Annotated in this window: 21 protein-coding genes and 1 other RNA gene; 1 reads left to right on the plus strand and 21 read right to left on the minus strand. The window is 64.6% G+C overall.

The annotated features are described in order from the left end of the window. The first annotated feature begins 106 nt into the window (after positions 1–106). On the plus strand, positions 107–1330 hold the full coding sequence (locus B9Y64_RS15375) for a cytochrome P450 (protein ID WP_100441458.1): 1224 nt from the start codon (positions 107–109) through the stop codon (positions 1328–1330). An 18-nt stretch (positions 1331–1348) separates the two neighbouring features. On the opposite strand, the gene B9Y64_RS15380 is transcribed toward B9Y64_RS15375, so the two are convergent. The 21 genes from B9Y64_RS15380 to B9Y64_RS15475 all read right to left on the minus strand — a co-directional run bounded on the left by B9Y64_RS15380 (position 1349) and on the right by B9Y64_RS15475 (position 14299). Next, positions 1349–3370, minus strand: a complete 2022-nt coding sequence (locus tag B9Y64_RS15380; RefSeq protein ID WP_100441459.1) for an esterase/lipase family protein — start codon at positions 3368–3370, stop codon at positions 1349–1351. Between the two features lie 170 nt (positions 3371–3540). Next, positions 3541–4023: a hypothetical protein gene (locus B9Y64_RS15385; RefSeq protein ID WP_100441460.1), complete on the minus strand. Its 483-nt coding sequence runs from the start codon at positions 4021–4023 to the stop codon at positions 3541–3543. 27 nt (positions 4024–4050) lie between these two features. Then, positions 4051–4497 (minus strand): lipoprotein, encoded by a 447-nt coding sequence (locus B9Y64_RS15390; RefSeq protein WP_100441461.1) that lies wholly within the window; start codon positions 4495–4497, stop codon positions 4051–4053. A gap of 254 nt (positions 4498–4751) precedes the next feature. After that, complete coding sequence (locus B9Y64_RS15395) at positions 4752–5927, minus strand: M23 family metallopeptidase (RefSeq protein WP_100441462.1); 1176 nt, start codon at positions 5925–5927, stop codon at positions 4752–4754. Between the two features lie 135 nt (positions 5928–6062). Continuing rightward, entirely contained in the window at positions 6063–6515 is a 453-nt protein-coding gene (locus B9Y64_RS21995; RefSeq protein ID WP_157804526.1) for a hypothetical protein, read from the minus strand. Then, positions 6476–6868: a transfer-messenger RNA gene (gene ssrA / locus B9Y64_RS15405) on the minus strand. Before ssrA ends, B9Y64_RS21995 begins: the two co-directional genes overlap by 40 nt. A gap of 108 nt (positions 6869–6976) precedes the next feature. Beyond that, a complete protein-coding gene (locus tag B9Y64_RS15410) occupies positions 6977–7549 on the minus strand; it encodes a hypothetical protein (RefSeq protein WP_046430028.1) in 573 nt (190 codons plus the stop codon). A gap of 39 nt (positions 7550–7588) precedes the next feature. Beyond that, positions 7589–8752: a site-specific integrase gene (locus B9Y64_RS15415; protein WP_046430030.1), complete on the minus strand. Its 1164-nt coding sequence runs from the start codon at positions 8750–8752 to the stop codon at positions 7589–7591. Further along, entirely contained in the window at positions 8695–8973 is a 279-nt protein-coding gene (locus B9Y64_RS15420) for an excisionase (RefSeq protein WP_080342732.1), read from the minus strand. Before B9Y64_RS15420 ends, B9Y64_RS15415 begins: the two co-directional genes overlap by 58 nt. Further along, positions 8966–9196, minus strand: a complete 231-nt coding sequence (locus tag B9Y64_RS15425; RefSeq protein WP_046430032.1) for a winged helix-turn-helix domain-containing protein — start codon at positions 9194–9196, stop codon at positions 8966–8968. Before B9Y64_RS15425 ends, B9Y64_RS15420 begins: the two co-directional genes overlap by 8 nt. Continuing rightward, the gene (locus B9Y64_RS15430; protein ID WP_046430034.1) at positions 9189–9458 is read right to left on the minus strand and encodes a hypothetical protein; all 270 of its coding nucleotides are present in this window, start codon (positions 9456–9458) and stop codon (positions 9189–9191) included. Before B9Y64_RS15430 ends, B9Y64_RS15425 begins: the two co-directional genes overlap by 8 nt. Beyond that, positions 9455–9925, minus strand: coding sequence for a hypothetical protein (locus B9Y64_RS15435; protein ID WP_049420516.1), 471 nt, complete (start codon positions 9923–9925; stop codon positions 9455–9457). Before B9Y64_RS15435 ends, B9Y64_RS15430 begins: the two co-directional genes overlap by 4 nt. 82 nt (positions 9926–10007) lie before the next feature. Continuing rightward, positions 10008–10292: a hypothetical protein gene (locus B9Y64_RS22000; RefSeq protein WP_152665611.1), complete on the minus strand. Its 285-nt coding sequence runs from the start codon at positions 10290–10292 to the stop codon at positions 10008–10010. Between the two features lie 4 nt (positions 10293–10296). Further along, positions 10297–10479: a hypothetical protein gene (locus B9Y64_RS15440; RefSeq protein WP_046430035.1), complete on the minus strand. Its 183-nt coding sequence runs from the start codon at positions 10477–10479 to the stop codon at positions 10297–10299. Next, positions 10472–10921 (minus strand): hypothetical protein, encoded by a 450-nt coding sequence (locus B9Y64_RS15445; protein ID WP_046430036.1) that lies wholly within the window; start codon positions 10919–10921, stop codon positions 10472–10474. The genes B9Y64_RS15440 and B9Y64_RS15445 overlap by 8 nt, the downstream gene beginning before the upstream one ends. After that, positions 10918–11670, minus strand: a complete 753-nt coding sequence (locus B9Y64_RS15450; RefSeq protein ID WP_046430037.1) for a hypothetical protein — start codon at positions 11668–11670, stop codon at positions 10918–10920. The genes B9Y64_RS15445 and B9Y64_RS15450 overlap by 4 nt, the downstream gene beginning before the upstream one ends. Beyond that, on the minus strand, positions 11667–12311 hold the full coding sequence (locus B9Y64_RS15455; RefSeq protein ID WP_100441464.1) for a hypothetical protein: 645 nt from the start codon (positions 12309–12311) through the stop codon (positions 11667–11669). The genes B9Y64_RS15450 and B9Y64_RS15455 overlap by 4 nt, the downstream gene beginning before the upstream one ends. Continuing rightward, positions 12304–13041: a hypothetical protein gene (locus B9Y64_RS15460; RefSeq protein WP_100441465.1), complete on the minus strand. Its 738-nt coding sequence runs from the start codon at positions 13039–13041 to the stop codon at positions 12304–12306. Before B9Y64_RS15460 ends, B9Y64_RS15455 begins: the two co-directional genes overlap by 8 nt. After that, positions 13028–13336, minus strand: coding sequence for a hypothetical protein (locus tag B9Y64_RS15465; protein ID WP_100441466.1), 309 nt, complete (start codon positions 13334–13336; stop codon positions 13028–13030). The genes B9Y64_RS15460 and B9Y64_RS15465 overlap by 14 nt, the downstream gene beginning before the upstream one ends. Positions 13337–13338: 2 nt before the next feature. After that, a complete protein-coding gene (locus B9Y64_RS15470) occupies positions 13339–13596 on the minus strand; it encodes a hypothetical protein (protein WP_049406742.1) in 258 nt (85 codons plus the stop codon). Beyond that, entirely contained in the window at positions 13577–14299 is a 723-nt protein-coding gene (locus B9Y64_RS15475; RefSeq protein ID WP_100441467.1) for an HNH endonuclease, read from the minus strand. Before B9Y64_RS15475 ends, B9Y64_RS15470 begins: the two co-directional genes overlap by 20 nt.

Genomic DNA, 14299 nt, shown 5'->3' on the forward strand with positions numbered 1-14299 from the left:
GGCAGATCTGGGTAGAGTTCTGATTCCACGGCGTCATACCCGCGATTGATCTGCAGCAAGACGAAGGGACTCGTCTTCGAGTCCCTTCTTGCCGGAGGCGTACTTCATGCAAGGGACGTCGAACGAAGGCAGTACTGTTGCTGCCGAACGCCTGGCCGCGCGCGTCGAGCGCGAAGGGCCGGTATTGAAGCTGGAAACCGGCGGCATCGGGGTGTTCTGCCCGGAGCTGGCCGGCAAGGTCGACAAGGAAAATTCCGAGCACCTGTATGTGATCGAATCGCTGGCCGATCTGTTCCGGCGGCATGAGCGCGTGCGTTGGACCGAAGTGCGCAGCCTGATTGCCATGCGTAGTGCCGAACTCACCAGTGCACAGAGTCTGGAGGCGTTGCAGTCGCGCATGCGGCAGGCACTGGATGCGGCGTGCGGGCATGAACTGGATGCGACGCCGACGATATGGAAGGCAATGGCCCATCCATTGGTCCCGATGGTGATCGACGGGCTGGATGCACGGGGGCGCGCCGCCATCGAGCGTGCGCTGCATCTGCGCTATTCCATCCAGGTCGAGCAGGTCATCCATCGACGCGACCTTCTGCGCAACTTCCTGATCAATCGTGCCGAGTCGCGCACGATTCATTCCGAACTGAAGCGGCGCGTGCGCGACGGCCGTGCTCCGCTGGACTACGCGCAGTCATTGCTGACCCTGCGCGAGCGCATCGGCCTGGACAAGGTCACCTACCTGGTGACCGTGCAGCTGATCGCCATTTCCGGGGTGCCTGGCATGATGGCCGCCTGCCTGCTGCTGGCGATGCAGATGCATCCGCAATGGCGCCAGCGCATCGAGGAGGAGTTCGCGCCGCTCTCGGATGCGCAGATCCATGCGCTGCCGATGGCCAGCATTCCCTGCACCATGCGCTTCCTGAAGGAAGTGATGCGGCTGTATTCCACGCCCTTCAACAACCGCCGGGTGGCCGCCTGCGATCTGCAGGTGGAAGGGCAGGCCATCGCCGAGGGCACGGTGTTCGAGCTGAGCTCGTTCATCCAGCATCGCTCGGCGAAGTACTGGGATGACCCGTTGCAGTTCGATCCCGATCGCTGGCTGCCCGAGCGGCGCAAGCGCACTGCCGGCATCTATGTGCCTTATGGCTTTCCCACGCGCTCCTGCGTTGGGTCGGCGGTCGGCAACGCGCAACTGGTACTGCTGTGCGCGCTGCTGGCCCGCGAATTCCGTTTCACCCCCAGCGTCGACTACCGGCCCGAGGTGCGCATGGACGGCTTCGCGATCCCGGCAGCGCTGCACGGCACGTTCTCGCGGTGCACGGCGGGGGCGTGACCTGTCGGGGCCGGCGGCTTACTTTCCCGCTCGTCCGTGTTCCTGCATGTCCTCATGCAGGATCCGCCGCAACTCGACGATCGCCGGCGTGGCTTCCTGCACGCTGTGCCCGGACACGATCACTTTCTCCGAATCCGCGTGCGGCAGGTGCGAGCTCCAATAGGGCACCAGTCCGTCGTCGGTCTTTTCCAGCGGGCCATCGGCCTTGGCGCGGGCGATGATCGAGTGGTAGTGCACCCGCGGTGACATCGGCAGGTCGGCCACGGCGCGGACGAACGGGTCGTCCTTGTCCAGGTTCTGGATGCTGTTCATCTGGTAGCCGTGCTTGCCATCGTTGCGATCGATCTGGCCGTCGTTGGCGATGGTGGCAGCGTCTTCCAGCACGGTCAGTGGCAGCCGCACCAAGCGGCCGATCCAACGGCCCAGGCGGGTGCCGGCCACGTCGGTGCCGCGGTGGGGCGTGGCGATGAACACTACCCGGGATACTTCCGGTTCCGGCAGGAAGGTCAGCACCGGCGCACCCTTGGTACGCAGCAGCTCACGCTGCGCAGGCGTCATCTGCGCGGTGGCCAGCAGGGTATCGACCAGATGGTCGCCGGAGGAGGAGATCATCAACCGCGCGATCACCCCGCCCATGCTGTGCCCGACCAGCACCATGTCATGCGAGGCCTGCGCCTTGCCGCTGGGGTCGAAGTGCCTGAACACCTCGGCCAGCGTGTGGCGCATTGCATCGTGGCTCATCGCGATGGGCATGTTGGTCGGGTAGTAGAACTGCCAGACCTGGAAGTCCTGGCGGATCTCGTCATCGCGCATCAGTTCGTTGGCCACGTTGACCCAGGCCTCCGGGCTGCTGGCCAGACCATGGATCATCAGCAGCACACGACGGTTCGGGTCGTAGGGCTGCATCATGTACAGATGGGGCGTGTCGATGCCGCCCTTGCCACCAAACAACGAGCGCAGCGACTGGTGGCTGAAGTTGGAGCGTGCCAGCCACAGGGCATAGCCCGCGGTGAAGTTGGCCGCCAGTGGCACCTGCTGGCCGTGCAGGGTCACTTCCGAAACCTGGTAGGGATCATGGATCTCCAGTTCCGGCCCGTCATCGTGCAGCACTTCCCACAGGTTCTTTCCCGAGAAGCGCAGCAGCACCGTCATCGAAGGGGAGGGCATTTCGCTCCAGCTCCGGGGGGCCGGGGGGGCTGCCTGCGCGGCGGGCGTCGTTGCCGACGGCGTGCTGGCTGTGCTGCCAGCCGGGTCGTCCATCACCGCCACCAGTTCGGCACCGAAGCCATCGCGGCGATGCACGCTGCGCAGCGTGCCGGTGAAGGACAGCGAGGCTGCCGGTACCAGCTCGGTGGGTGTGCGCGTATCCAGCGGCGATGCTTCGCCTGAAGGGGCCAGCACGAAGGTCCAGCGGCCCAGCTGGAAATGGCTGGCCTGGCCGTGCACGCGCCCGGTGGCATACGCGTTGTACAGCTGCACTGAGGCTTCCTGCACAGCCAGGTTGTAGTAGTCGCGTACCTGGGTCTGGCGGTCTTCAAAGCCACGCTGGTTGGCGGTGCGCTCGGTGAAGAACAGATAGGCATAGGCCTGCCGCGCGACCTGCATCCATGCATCGAGGCGAGGCTGGAAGTCGGCATCCAGTTCGGTGATCGCAGTCTTGGCGCGGCCGGATGCCGAGTACTCCCGCTTCGGTGCCGGCAGGGTCATCGCATACTGCAGCCACAGCTCGGCCAGGCTGGAGCGCTTGTCTTCCTCACGCACCACGATGCTGGCTTCCATCGCCTCGATGCAGGGCAGGCCGGGCTTGGCACAGACGCCCTCATCGAGCCCGGCTACGCGCAGGGTCTCGGTGGTCGCCGCGCTGAGCTTGCCGCTGGTGAGGATGTCACCGCGCTTGAGCGCGATGTACTGGCCGGGCGTGACCGAGGCGACTTGCACCGACGGCCCGAACTGGCGCAGCGTCGCGCAGCCGCCCAGGGTGAGCAGCACGGTGATGATGAGGGTCGTGCGGCCGATGAAGCCCAAGCCCGTGGTAGCCATACGGTCCTCCTGCGCGGTGGCGCCACTCTAGCGGCCGGCCTGTCAAAGCGGAATAGACCGGGCGGGCGGTCTGGGCCTGGCCGCCGTGGGCGATTCAGCCATTCCCGTGTGACACTGCGGTGAATGCCAGGGACACGGTGATCGCGATGGTTGTAGCGTGGGCTACGCCATCAGCGGCTGATCTGGCACTTCACCGCAGCCGAATAGCCCTCGTAGTCGTCGCCCGCGATCACGTGCAGGGTGTGGCGCTTGTCGATGCGCTTCACGTACGACGGTTCTTCGGTATTGGCATGCTCGTTGACCTCGGTCACCGACCACGCCTTGGCCAGGCGCTTGGAATCGACACCGTTCAAGTAGACGAAGAGGCTTTTCTCGCCTTCGGCCACGTTCACATCGGCACTGGTGACGGTGCCGCCAAACAGCGCGACCGGCTTGTCCTCGGGTTCGAACGTACCGCCCGGCTTCTTGGCCAGGCCGGCGGCCTGCAGCGCATCGATGGCTTCGGCCGCACTGAAATTCGAGCCGGCCTTGCAGGCCAGCAGCGCTTCCAGCGTGGCGGTGCCGGGCGGCGCGATGGCCGGTGCCGCAGCGTGCGTGGCTGGGGCGGCGGCGAGGGTTGCGAGGAACAGGGAAATCGTGAGGGCAGTTGTCATTGCAGATCCTTCTGATGGGAGCAGGAATCAGAACGCCGGTTCGATCACCGGGAATTCCTCAGCGGAGGAGTAGAGGCGATAGGCCTGTGTGGCGCCTGCGCGGACGTTGATTTCGGTCGAGCGCCGGCGGGAATTATTGGTCTTCTCCGATTGCAGAACGCCGCACAGGCCACGCCCCTGGACAGGCGTGGCGGTCAGTACGTGGCGCCCCTCGGCCAGGACAAGGGACAGGCGCTCGGCGGGGTCGAGATGTGCGGCCATCTTCCCGTCGACCATGACGCCCATGTAGCAGCCGCTGCCCACGAATCCGACGTCGCGGGTGACTGTAATGGTGCCCGTAGGCTCACCCTGGGCGTCGATCGGGAAAATGCGCGCGGCCGGTGCGTCCTTGATCTGCTCGGGCGAGGCCTGCTTGGTGGGCATGCAGCCGGACAGTGCGGCAACCAGCAGGGCAGGGATGAGCAGCTTCTTCATCACAGTTCTTCCTTGGTGGAGATCGGTGTCTCGATGGCCGGAATGATGCAATGAAAAGGGGCTGGAGTTACAGCCTTCCAGGCGTGCAGGCAAAAAAAGCCGGAACCCCTTTTGAAAGGAGATCCGGCGTTCCGCGGCCTGGACAGGTCATGCAGAGGGGGGGGCGGAAACGATTGGTGGCGCCGGGGCGCTACGCACAGGAGCCGTCCAGGGGGCCTCATCCGTTGCGGAGTTGAGGGGGACTGCTCGCGGCCTCAGAACTGCACTTCATCCCCCAGGAGCGGGAACTCCTGGCGGCGCAACGTCCACGTACCGTCAGTGTTCCGGGCCCGGAACTCCTCGATCTCAAAGGGCACTCCTTGGCTGCCCATCAGATCCGGCCCGGTGGTCACCTGGAAGTGCAGGTGTGGCCAACGCGCGTCGCCGGAGTTTCCGATGCGAGCCAGCGCTTGGCCGCGGCGCACGCGCTCGCCGGTTTTCACGTTGACGCTGCCCGGCTGCAGGTGGGCATAGTGCGCATACTGGCCCTCACCCAGGTCAAGGACCACGTAGTTTCCTGCCAACGTTTCCATGCTGAGCGGCAATGCAGGCGCAAATCCGGCTGCAGTGCGGGGTGTGTTGTCGGGCATGCCATCCCGTGCCTGTACGACCACGGCATCGGCCACGGCAAAAACGGGCTGCGCATAGGCGTGGTAGGTGCGGACGTCCAGAGGGTCACCGGATTGCAAATGGCCATTGATGCGTTGCTTCCAGTCGATGGCATAGCGACGCGAGATCTGCGCCAGGCCTCCGGCGACAAACAGGCCGGGGCGATGGTGGAGATCCAGCGCCAAGCCGTTGTCAGCCAGCCAGTGTTCGCCTCGAACCGGGCTGGCGAGTGACTTGACCACTGTCTGCCGGGTTCCCATCATCGGGCCCGCTGCGACCGCGTCATCCAGCAGCACGCGATGTTGAAGCTGCTGTGGAACCGAAGCGTCACCTGCGAAGGCTACGCACAGGAATGCTGTGACCGATCGGCCCGGTGCCAACGGGTGAGTGGCGTTGATGGGGCCGCCACCTATCAGGCTCAGCTTGCCTTCCAGGGCCGGTCCGGCCATGGACGACACCAGGGCGCCGTCATCCGCCGCGATGATGTCCAGCCGTTTGATCTGCATTGCCTGCTCGGATGCATTCAGTAGCTGAAGCTCGTATACGAGATAGCGGTAGCCGCCTGCGCGAAACGCGCTTGGAGGAAACGGCGAGCGGATCTCCAGCTGGGGCGGAGGAAACGAGGGCGCTGCGTTCGACACTCTGTCGGCGGTGGCGGTTGATCGCTGCGCCAGTTCGCAGCCGTTTGGCAGGGGCAGCTGGCCGGGGGACGAAGCATGCAGCCCCGCCGTGAATGACAACATGACAACGCTGGATAGGCAGAGGAAAGCAGGCCTGATCATGCTCGTTCCAGGATTCGGGTTGGCGATCGGCTGAGTGTAGTGACGGCTTTCGTGAAAGGGAGATACGGTACGACGAATGGCCTGTCACGGTGACGAAGACGCTCTGCAGGGGCATGAAGGCGCCTGCATCATCCATCAGAAGCGTTCTGCAAGCTTCCTGCTGCGGAAGGACTCCGCCACGTAGTCGACAAATGCACGCGTTTTGGCAGGCAGGAACTGCCGGTTCGCGTAGTAGATGGAGACGGGCCCACCTTCTGCGTGCAGGTCTATCGGGACTATTTCCCTGATGGCACTCGCAACATCACCATTGATGAGCTCGCCGTACATGGGGAGACGGCATACATCCGCTGGAGAGCGAAGAATGCAATCATGGCGACCGACACGCTCATCGTTCGCAACGGAAAAATTGCGATCCAGACGTTTGCTGGATTGTTCAGGGAATGAAAGCTGCCTGAGCGTCACTTGGGCGAACCAGGGGCAATAAAAAAGCCCGGAAACCCACGCTGGTGGAATTTCCGGGCTTCTCCGGTCCTTGACGAACCGTTCGTTGGTGGAGGTGGGCGGAATTGAACCGCCGTCCGAAGGCACTCCATCCCCAGCACTACATGCTTAGCTCACCGTTGGATCTCGTCCCCGAACAGCACGGTGCGCAAAGCGCATCCGGGAACCAGCCTGTTGTGTTCTAGTGCCGGACTGACAGGCAGCCACCCAGCGCGATTCCATGATAGTGACTCTACGCTGCGAGCATGGACACAAGCAGTTTCGAGGCTCCGCCTAAGTCGGCAGAAGGTCACGCACCGCAGTTTTTAGGCTGCGAGAGCGACCGGAGCGTAGTTGTCGTCGTTGGCAACTAGAGTTTTGCAGCTGGATTTACGAGGACAGCTACCCCCTCGGCATGCGCCAGGCGACTTCACAACCCCCGTCGAAACCAATGCACCCCCGGTTTCTTCAAGTATTGCAAGGCTTTTGGGGTCAATGCTGGCAAAAAGCTGGCACTAACCCTGCCCAACGACGCGAATACTACGGCAATCTTCCTGAACAGTCACGCGTCAGTCGCCGTCAACGGCTGGACCATCCCCGAGCTCAGGATGATCGTTCAGATAGGTAACCACATCGTCACTAAAGAACTGGCCACGGTAATAGGTGTGGGAGGCGTTAAGAGCGACGAGCTCGCTGAGGTGCCTGCGAGTGGAAACGCGGTTGATGATGAATTGTCGTTGGATCAACAACAGCTTGTCGTGTGGTTCCGCGGCCACGTCAATTACGCGCCCTGGCGGCGCATCCGGTAGCGGGATGTCGCAAGGGGTCTTGTCGCTGTTGATCTGCACAAGGCGATCAAAATGAGCCGCTGTCGCGTCGGTGCTCATGATGTACTCCCCACCCTCCATCACCCCTCGGAATTCGAACGTTCCGAGTGGACCGACATGCTCAATCATAGATACATGCCCCTCTTCGTGAAGGCGGCCGCGAACCAAGCCTCCGCTACGACCGTCTACGATCCAACCTGACAAGAAGTCGGAGGTGAAGTCCTCCGGGGAACGGATGAATAGCGTATCCCTGTCCGCATCGGCGTCTGTCTGGGAGGCGGAGCCGGCATCCGTACCTTTCGATTCGTCGTTCATTCGCTTCCTCATGCCGTTCAGGAAGCTCAGGATAGCCCACTAAGGTGTGGACACCACGCCCCAAACCGCGGCAGCCTTAGCGCCCGCATCGGGGACCATCGAGGGGATCCAGCGGCCGTACTTCTTCGCCGTGATCGTCCAGTCTCGGTGCCCCATCTGCCGCGCCACCCACATGACGTTCTCGCCGGCGCTGAGCGCCTGGGAGGCGAAGGTGTGGCGCATCTGATACGGGTACCGGTACCGGACCCCAGCTTTACGCAGCGCGCGCTGCCATTCGCCAGCGCGGATGCTCTGATCCGACCCCCACCGCGCATTCGTCCTGGGATCATGGAAGACGAACTCGCCGGCGGTGGCGGTATGGGCACGCTGGGCCTTCAGGGCATCAATCGCCGGCTGCAGCAGCTGCACCTCACGCACACCGGACTCGGTCTTCGGAGCCTTCATCTTGCCCATGACCCAGGCGCGCCGGATCTTGACCGTTCCCTTGCGCCAGTCGATGTCCGACCAGCAGAGACCAATCATTTCCGAGGTGCGCAGGCCGGTGGCGAAGTTGAACTGGCAGTAGTTGCGGACCTGGTCCTCGCGGCAGGAGGCCAGGATTGCCTGGACTTCCTCCGGCGTGAAGGGGTCGACCTCTTCGCGCGCATTGGCCTTGGCACGCCGCTTCACCCTGAACCCGTCGAGGGGATTGCTCGGGATCAGGTCGTCGGCCACGGCCTCATCCAGGGCGCCGCGGAGCGGGCCCAGGACGTTGTTGATGCGCTTGGCCGATGTCGACTCGTCGAACGTGGCCACCAGCTCCTTCAGGGCGATACGGTCGAAGTCACGCAGCGCGATCGCTCCGCAGCGCGGCACCAGGATGTTCTCGACGATGCGCCGGTAACCGATCAGGCTGCTGTGCTCGAGCTCGGGCTCTTTCTGCGCCAGCCACCGGGTCAGCACCTGCTCCAGGTTGTCCAGGGCTGCAGGGCGGGTGGCGACCTGACGGGCACGCTTGCTGTTGGGGAAGTGGGTGGCGTAGTCGAACGTGCCTTTCTCGATCTCGATCTTGATCTGGCCCAGCAGGTTTTCGCAGTACCGCAGGTTCCGAGCGGTCGGGGGCAGCTTCAGTCGTTCGCGGCAGCGCTTGCCGCGGTAGTGGAACGTTATCTCGATGCTGCCTTGTGAAACTGGCCGGACGCCGCTTTGCCTTGGACTACCCACTCTTCGTACCCCTCCAAATCGATCAGGTTTCTTCCATCTGGCGCCTTGATGAACACGGCGCCCTCCAGCCAATCGCCACGCTTGATCTTCGAGTTGATGGCATCGACCGTGTAGCCGGTCAGCGTCTCGAACTGCTTGAGCGTGACGAATCGGACCGGGCGCAGGTTCGCGGGGGATGTGGTCCTCGACAACCCTCGCGCTGAGGGGACGTGGTTACTCATGGGGCACCGCCTGCAGGCTCCATAGGACCGATGGGCGCTCGTCGGGACCGTGGAAGGCCGCGCGCTGCACACGGCCGGTCTTGGCCAGCTGGTGCAGGTAGCTGCTGACCCGGTTCGAAGGCAGCTGCAGCTCGGCGGCCAGCTCGCCGGCCAGGCCCGGCCCCTCCTGCAGCAGCTGCAGGATCCGGGTGGCAGTGCCGTCGGCAGTGCCTGCATCAGCCATGGTCTGCCTCAGCTTCTGCCAGGTGGCCCGGGCAGCCGGTACCGCTGTAATCAAAGCCCTCGCAGGGCGCGAGCGGGATGACCCTGCGGCCGCCGGCCAGGTGGTCGGTCAGCACTCGGCGGGCTTCGGCTGCAGTCACCGGCTCGCCGGGCGGGTTGCGCTGGAAAAGCCCGTCCAGATCCTGGTCGGTGAAGTTCGTCAGTGCGCCGGCGACGTCCAGGTGCACGTGGTAGTGCACAGGCAGGCGGTCAGAGGTATTCATGCGTCGGGCTCCTGGTGTTCGGTGCTGCGCTCGGCAGCATTCAAGGCGGCGCGCCGCTGGGCGAAGCCGCGGCAGGCGCTGATGGCGTTGCCGTGCTCGTCCACGGCTTCGTGGCAGAGGAAGGGGCGCTCGCCCGGGGTGGAGCAGTAGTCAGCGTCCTCGGTGGTCGGGAGGCACTGGTTGGCCACGGTACCGGCGCGGAACGCACAGCCCCCGCAGAGCGGGCCAGGGTCGATGCCGGCGGCCAGCACGATGCCGTTGAGGGCGCCCAGGATGCAGGGCATGTTCACGCGCTCGGCCTCGTGCGGCCACACGTGGCCCTGCAGCACCAGCAGGTCCTCGGCCTGCTCGCGGGCATTGCGAGCGACCTGGTTGGCCAGCCCAATGAACTCGCCGAACAGATCGACCATTGCGGCGGTGCCGATGTTCTCGGCCAGGTGCCGCAGCGCCGGCCGGCGGAGATCCATGGGGACCGCGGCGATCGCGCGAAGCTCCCTGGCTAGATCTGGGTGAATGTTGTGGTCGGTGGCGCGATCGCGCGCTGCCTGGTCAGCCATGGTCGATGACCTCCCCCTTGCGGCTCCGCCATTCGTCGCAGATGGCATGCGGCTTGGTCAGGAAGTTCCCGAAGCTGCAGCGGTCCACAATGGGGTTCAAGATCGGATCCTTCCGCAGTGGCACCTTGCGCGTAACCATGTTGCCCCTACGATTCGGCCGGGAGACAAACCGGTGAAGGGTGTGGGGCTCGCGGCGGAAATAGACGCACGTCATGCAACGCGGAGGGTCAGGGTCGAAGTTTTGAGCGGCCTTTGCCCCATGGGCGACCAGGGTCATGCACTCAGCCATTGGTCGTATCTCCCGGGCCGAAGAAGGCTGCCAAAGCCAGGTAGATCGCATGGCCTTGGTCGTGGGTCATGTCGATGCACAACCCGCAGCCGCTCAGCTGCAGGTCGAAAGCGACCGTGTTCTCGATGGTCAGCTGCCCTTCCTCGCCGGTGATGTCGATTGCGACCTCAGCCATGGTCTGCCTCCTGCGGCAGCAGCTTCTGCTGCTGCACGTGCTCGATCACCGTCTGCCCGCTGGAAAGCAGGATGTGCGACAAGAACGCGGCCTCGAAGGTCAGCATGCCGATCTCGATTGCCGTGACCTGGCCTTTCACCCAGTCGCGCAGGATCGAGTAGACGGCGACGCCGCCGATCTTGAGCGCCTTGGCTTCGTGTTCGGCTCGAGTGGCCCGGATCCGGGGGCCATAGGGGTGCTCGCGCAGCCAGGCCGCTGCGTAGCCGCGCGCGCTGGCCTTGAGCTGCACCTGCCGGCCGCGGTGCTCGAATTGGATGAACAGCTCGCCGCTTTCGTAGTCCTCACCGGTAGCGAAGCGCTGGCAGCCGAAGCTGCGCAGCATCTTCTGGATGTCATTGATCGCGTTGTTGCCGCTGGACGCGTTCTCGTAGGGGAGGCTCATTTGTCCACCGCCTGGCCGTCGATCTCGGCATCCGTGACCTGCCCCACCGGCTGGCGAGCGTCTGGGAAGCGCTGAAGGGCCCAAGCCTCAGCGCGAGAAAACGCGTCGAAGTCGTGGGCGACGTCGGATTGTCCGCACTCCATCCAGTAGTCAGCCCATGAGAGCCCATTCACCGGCCGGCGGGCGGCGAGGTGCCGCATGTTCGGGCATTCGGCGGTGTGCAGCTCACCTTCCGGCTGGGCGCAGCATCCGTAGATGCGAGCCGGCTGGCGGGCGGCGAGGGTGCAATGCGGGCAGGCTTCGATGTTCCCAATACTGCTGCCGCTCTCGTCAACATCCACGTCAAAGTCAACATAGCCTCGGCCCTTGCATTTGCCGCAGTGAAAGGCATCCCCCTGACCACCCGGGGAGGGCTGGGCGGAGAGGGCGGCATAGGGAGCCCAATGCGTCGGCCCATACTGACTGTCTACGGCATGGTTGATGAAGGCGGCTCCGTTGTTGAAATCAATGAATGCCCACGGGAATCCACCCGTATCGGACGGCCAGGTTCCATCGTCGTTCTGCACCGGCGACACCGGCGCAGACCACCAGCCGGGCGATACATGATCTTCACCCCACCGCAGACGAACCACGGTTCCATCGCGCGGGCACGTGTCCATCGAGCGCCACGGCGCCCGCTCTGCCTGATCCCCCAGCCTCACCCTCCCACCGGGCTGCACGTCCGCCAGGGGCTTGTTGTCGTTGGTCATGCGTCGATCCTCTTGAAGGTGATGACCCACACCCAGGGGTTGCTGTTCCAGTCGCCGCCGGTGCTGTCCCAGAGGTCGGCGAAGATCTCCCGGCTGTCCTCGTAGACCATTGGCTTTGCCGCGCGCGGGTGGGTGCGACGCAGTCGGATGTCCGGCAGCATGGCCGCGCTGGCGCCCTCGGCGACGGCATCGGTCTCGTTGATGGCCTGCAGCCGCTCCACGCGAACGTCGGTGATCTCCAGAACCAGGCGGCAGGCCCTGCGCGGCATGTGGATGCTCGGAATCCAAGGCGAGCGCTCCATGTCATCGACGTGGGCGACCTCAACCCCATCTGCCCGGTAGTGGTAGCGCTCGGGATCCGACCATTGGCCTTTGTCCTCGTCCCAAGCGTTGGTCCACGTCTCCCGTACCCACAGCCGGTCCCTGGGCTGGCCGAAGGGGCACCGGAAGCCGGTGGTCATTTCCTGGCTGCCCGCGATGCGGAACTCGCCGGCATTGGAGAAGGCGCGGGCCTGGCTGAAATCTGGATTGCAGCCAGGGCGCCAAGGGATGTCCTTGATCGCGCGCCTTGTCTGCGTCTTCTGGCCTGCCAGGATGGCGCGCACCATGACACCGTTGAACAGGATGGGACGCTCACGCATGGGCGGTCTCCGCCAGCGGTGCCGGCGCGGCAATGTCGCCGGGCAGGCCTGTCGGTTCGGCCGCGCCGGCGGCATCGTCGTATGCACGGACCGCGCGGGCGATCGCGTAGAGACGCCAGATGAAGTGGAACGTGTACTGCTGCAGGGACGATGCGTATTCCCAGGCGTCGGTGATCCGGAAGTCGCTGTAGTCCGGGTCGTTCGGCCTGAAGTCCGACATGGCACTGATCGCGTTGCTCAGGGCATCGTGATCTTCCGAGTCGTTCAGCACTTCGAGCTCGAGCTCCTGCCACAGCCGGGCCACCCATTCCGGGGGCGTGTCCGGATCCGCCAGGTCGTCGGGATCCACGCGTTCCTCGACGTATTCCTTGAACAGGCGGGTCACCAGCGCGCGGAAGAGGTCAGCGCTGAATTCCTTCTTCTCGCCGTCGTTGGCCACGCACTTCTCGGCCCAGTAGCCATCGTTGACGAACAGGCCTCCGGCCTCTTCATGGTGGGCGGGCTTGGCGCGGAAGAACTCGAACATGTCGTGCAGGCGGCTGAAGACGGCCGTGCCCATGTCGCCGGAGATCGCCAGGTGCCCGGGCCAGGTCACGATGTCGAAGCCGTAGCAGTAGGTACCAGGGCGCCGGAACTGCAGGTGGCGGTGCACGCCGTCGTCGACCACGATCCGCAGCTCATGGGAGGCCGTATCGGCGAGGAAGCGAGGGAGGACGTCACTGCGGCTCATTGGTATCTCCGGACTGTGCGGACGAGGCCTGGGCGGCCTTCAGGGCGGTTTGCCAAGCGGGTATCGGGCTGTCGTCGGCGCCGAGCAGCTGCAGCAGGCCGGGCCGATGGCCAGCTGCGATGCGGCCGCCGGCGCGCAGAACCAGCAGCACCTGCGACTTTTTCGTGAGCGGATCCTGCCGAGGTAGATGGCGGACGTTGATGACCTTGCCGTCCACGATGTCCGCTACGGAGGTGACGTCAGGGCCGGTGGCCATGTCGCAGCCCTCGATTGCTACGGGGCGATCTGCGGTCATCGTCAGCGCCTCTGGCCGGGCGGCAACGTGGGGAGCTGCTGGGGCTCGGCAACTGCCGCCGTCAGGTTTCCGGTTTCATGGGCCAACCGGATCGCGTCGAGCTCGACCTTCACCGCACCGATGTAGGTGGTGGCCACGATGGTCGAGGCCTTGGCGCGCTCGATGACCTGGCCCATCTGTTCGGCACTCAGGTCGTCGTCGCCCAAGCGTTCGAGCATGGCGACCAGGTGGTCGCGGACGTCACTGACCTTGTTCTTCATCTTCTTGCTCCTTGATTCGCCTCTTGAGCCGGCGCGTGATGCTGGACTTCAGGTGGACAAGTTCTTTCAGTTCCGGCGGGAACCGGTTGTGGTAGCTGTTGCGCCGCATGTTCTCGGCGAGGGTCACGGTCTCGAGGCGATCAGCAGTGATCTCGGCGGCGACCAGCGTCTTCAGGCCGGGCCGGAACACCACGATGTGTCCCTCCGGTACCGGGCCGTTTGCCGCCTCCCAGACCATCACGTGCACCGGGCGCCAGCGATTGACTGGGAACAGGGCTGGGTCGTCTGTGACCTTGCGCATCAGCACCTTCCGTTTCGGATCGACCTTCTCGGTCCCGATCGGCACGTAGTTGCGCGCCTCGCTGGCCGGGCGCCCCTTCTTGAACTGGGTTTCTCGCATCCGGCCGGCATACCAGCCAGGTCGCCGCAGGCCCTTGTTCGGTGGGGTGCTGCCGGGCTTGATCCGTGACGCGATCGATCCCGGTTCCTGCGTCCCGTTCCAGAGCGCGGCCATCGGCTGGGTGTGGAAGTCCTCGGCCTTCTGCAGGCCCAGCAACGCTGCTCGTCGGTACACCGCGGCCTTGGGTCGCTCGAGGACGTGGGCGATCAGAAAGGCGGGAAACCGCGGCCAGTTCAGCCGCAGCGTCTCGTCCTCGTCGACCGTCCAGGGCCGGCGCGCGTTGGGGTGTGACTTGCGCGTCAT

The sequence above is a fragment of the Stenotrophomonas maltophilia genome, from assembly GCF_002799245.1.
Taxonomy (GTDB): Bacteria; Pseudomonadota; Gammaproteobacteria; order Xanthomonadales; family Xanthomonadaceae; genus Stenotrophomonas; species Stenotrophomonas maltophilia_S.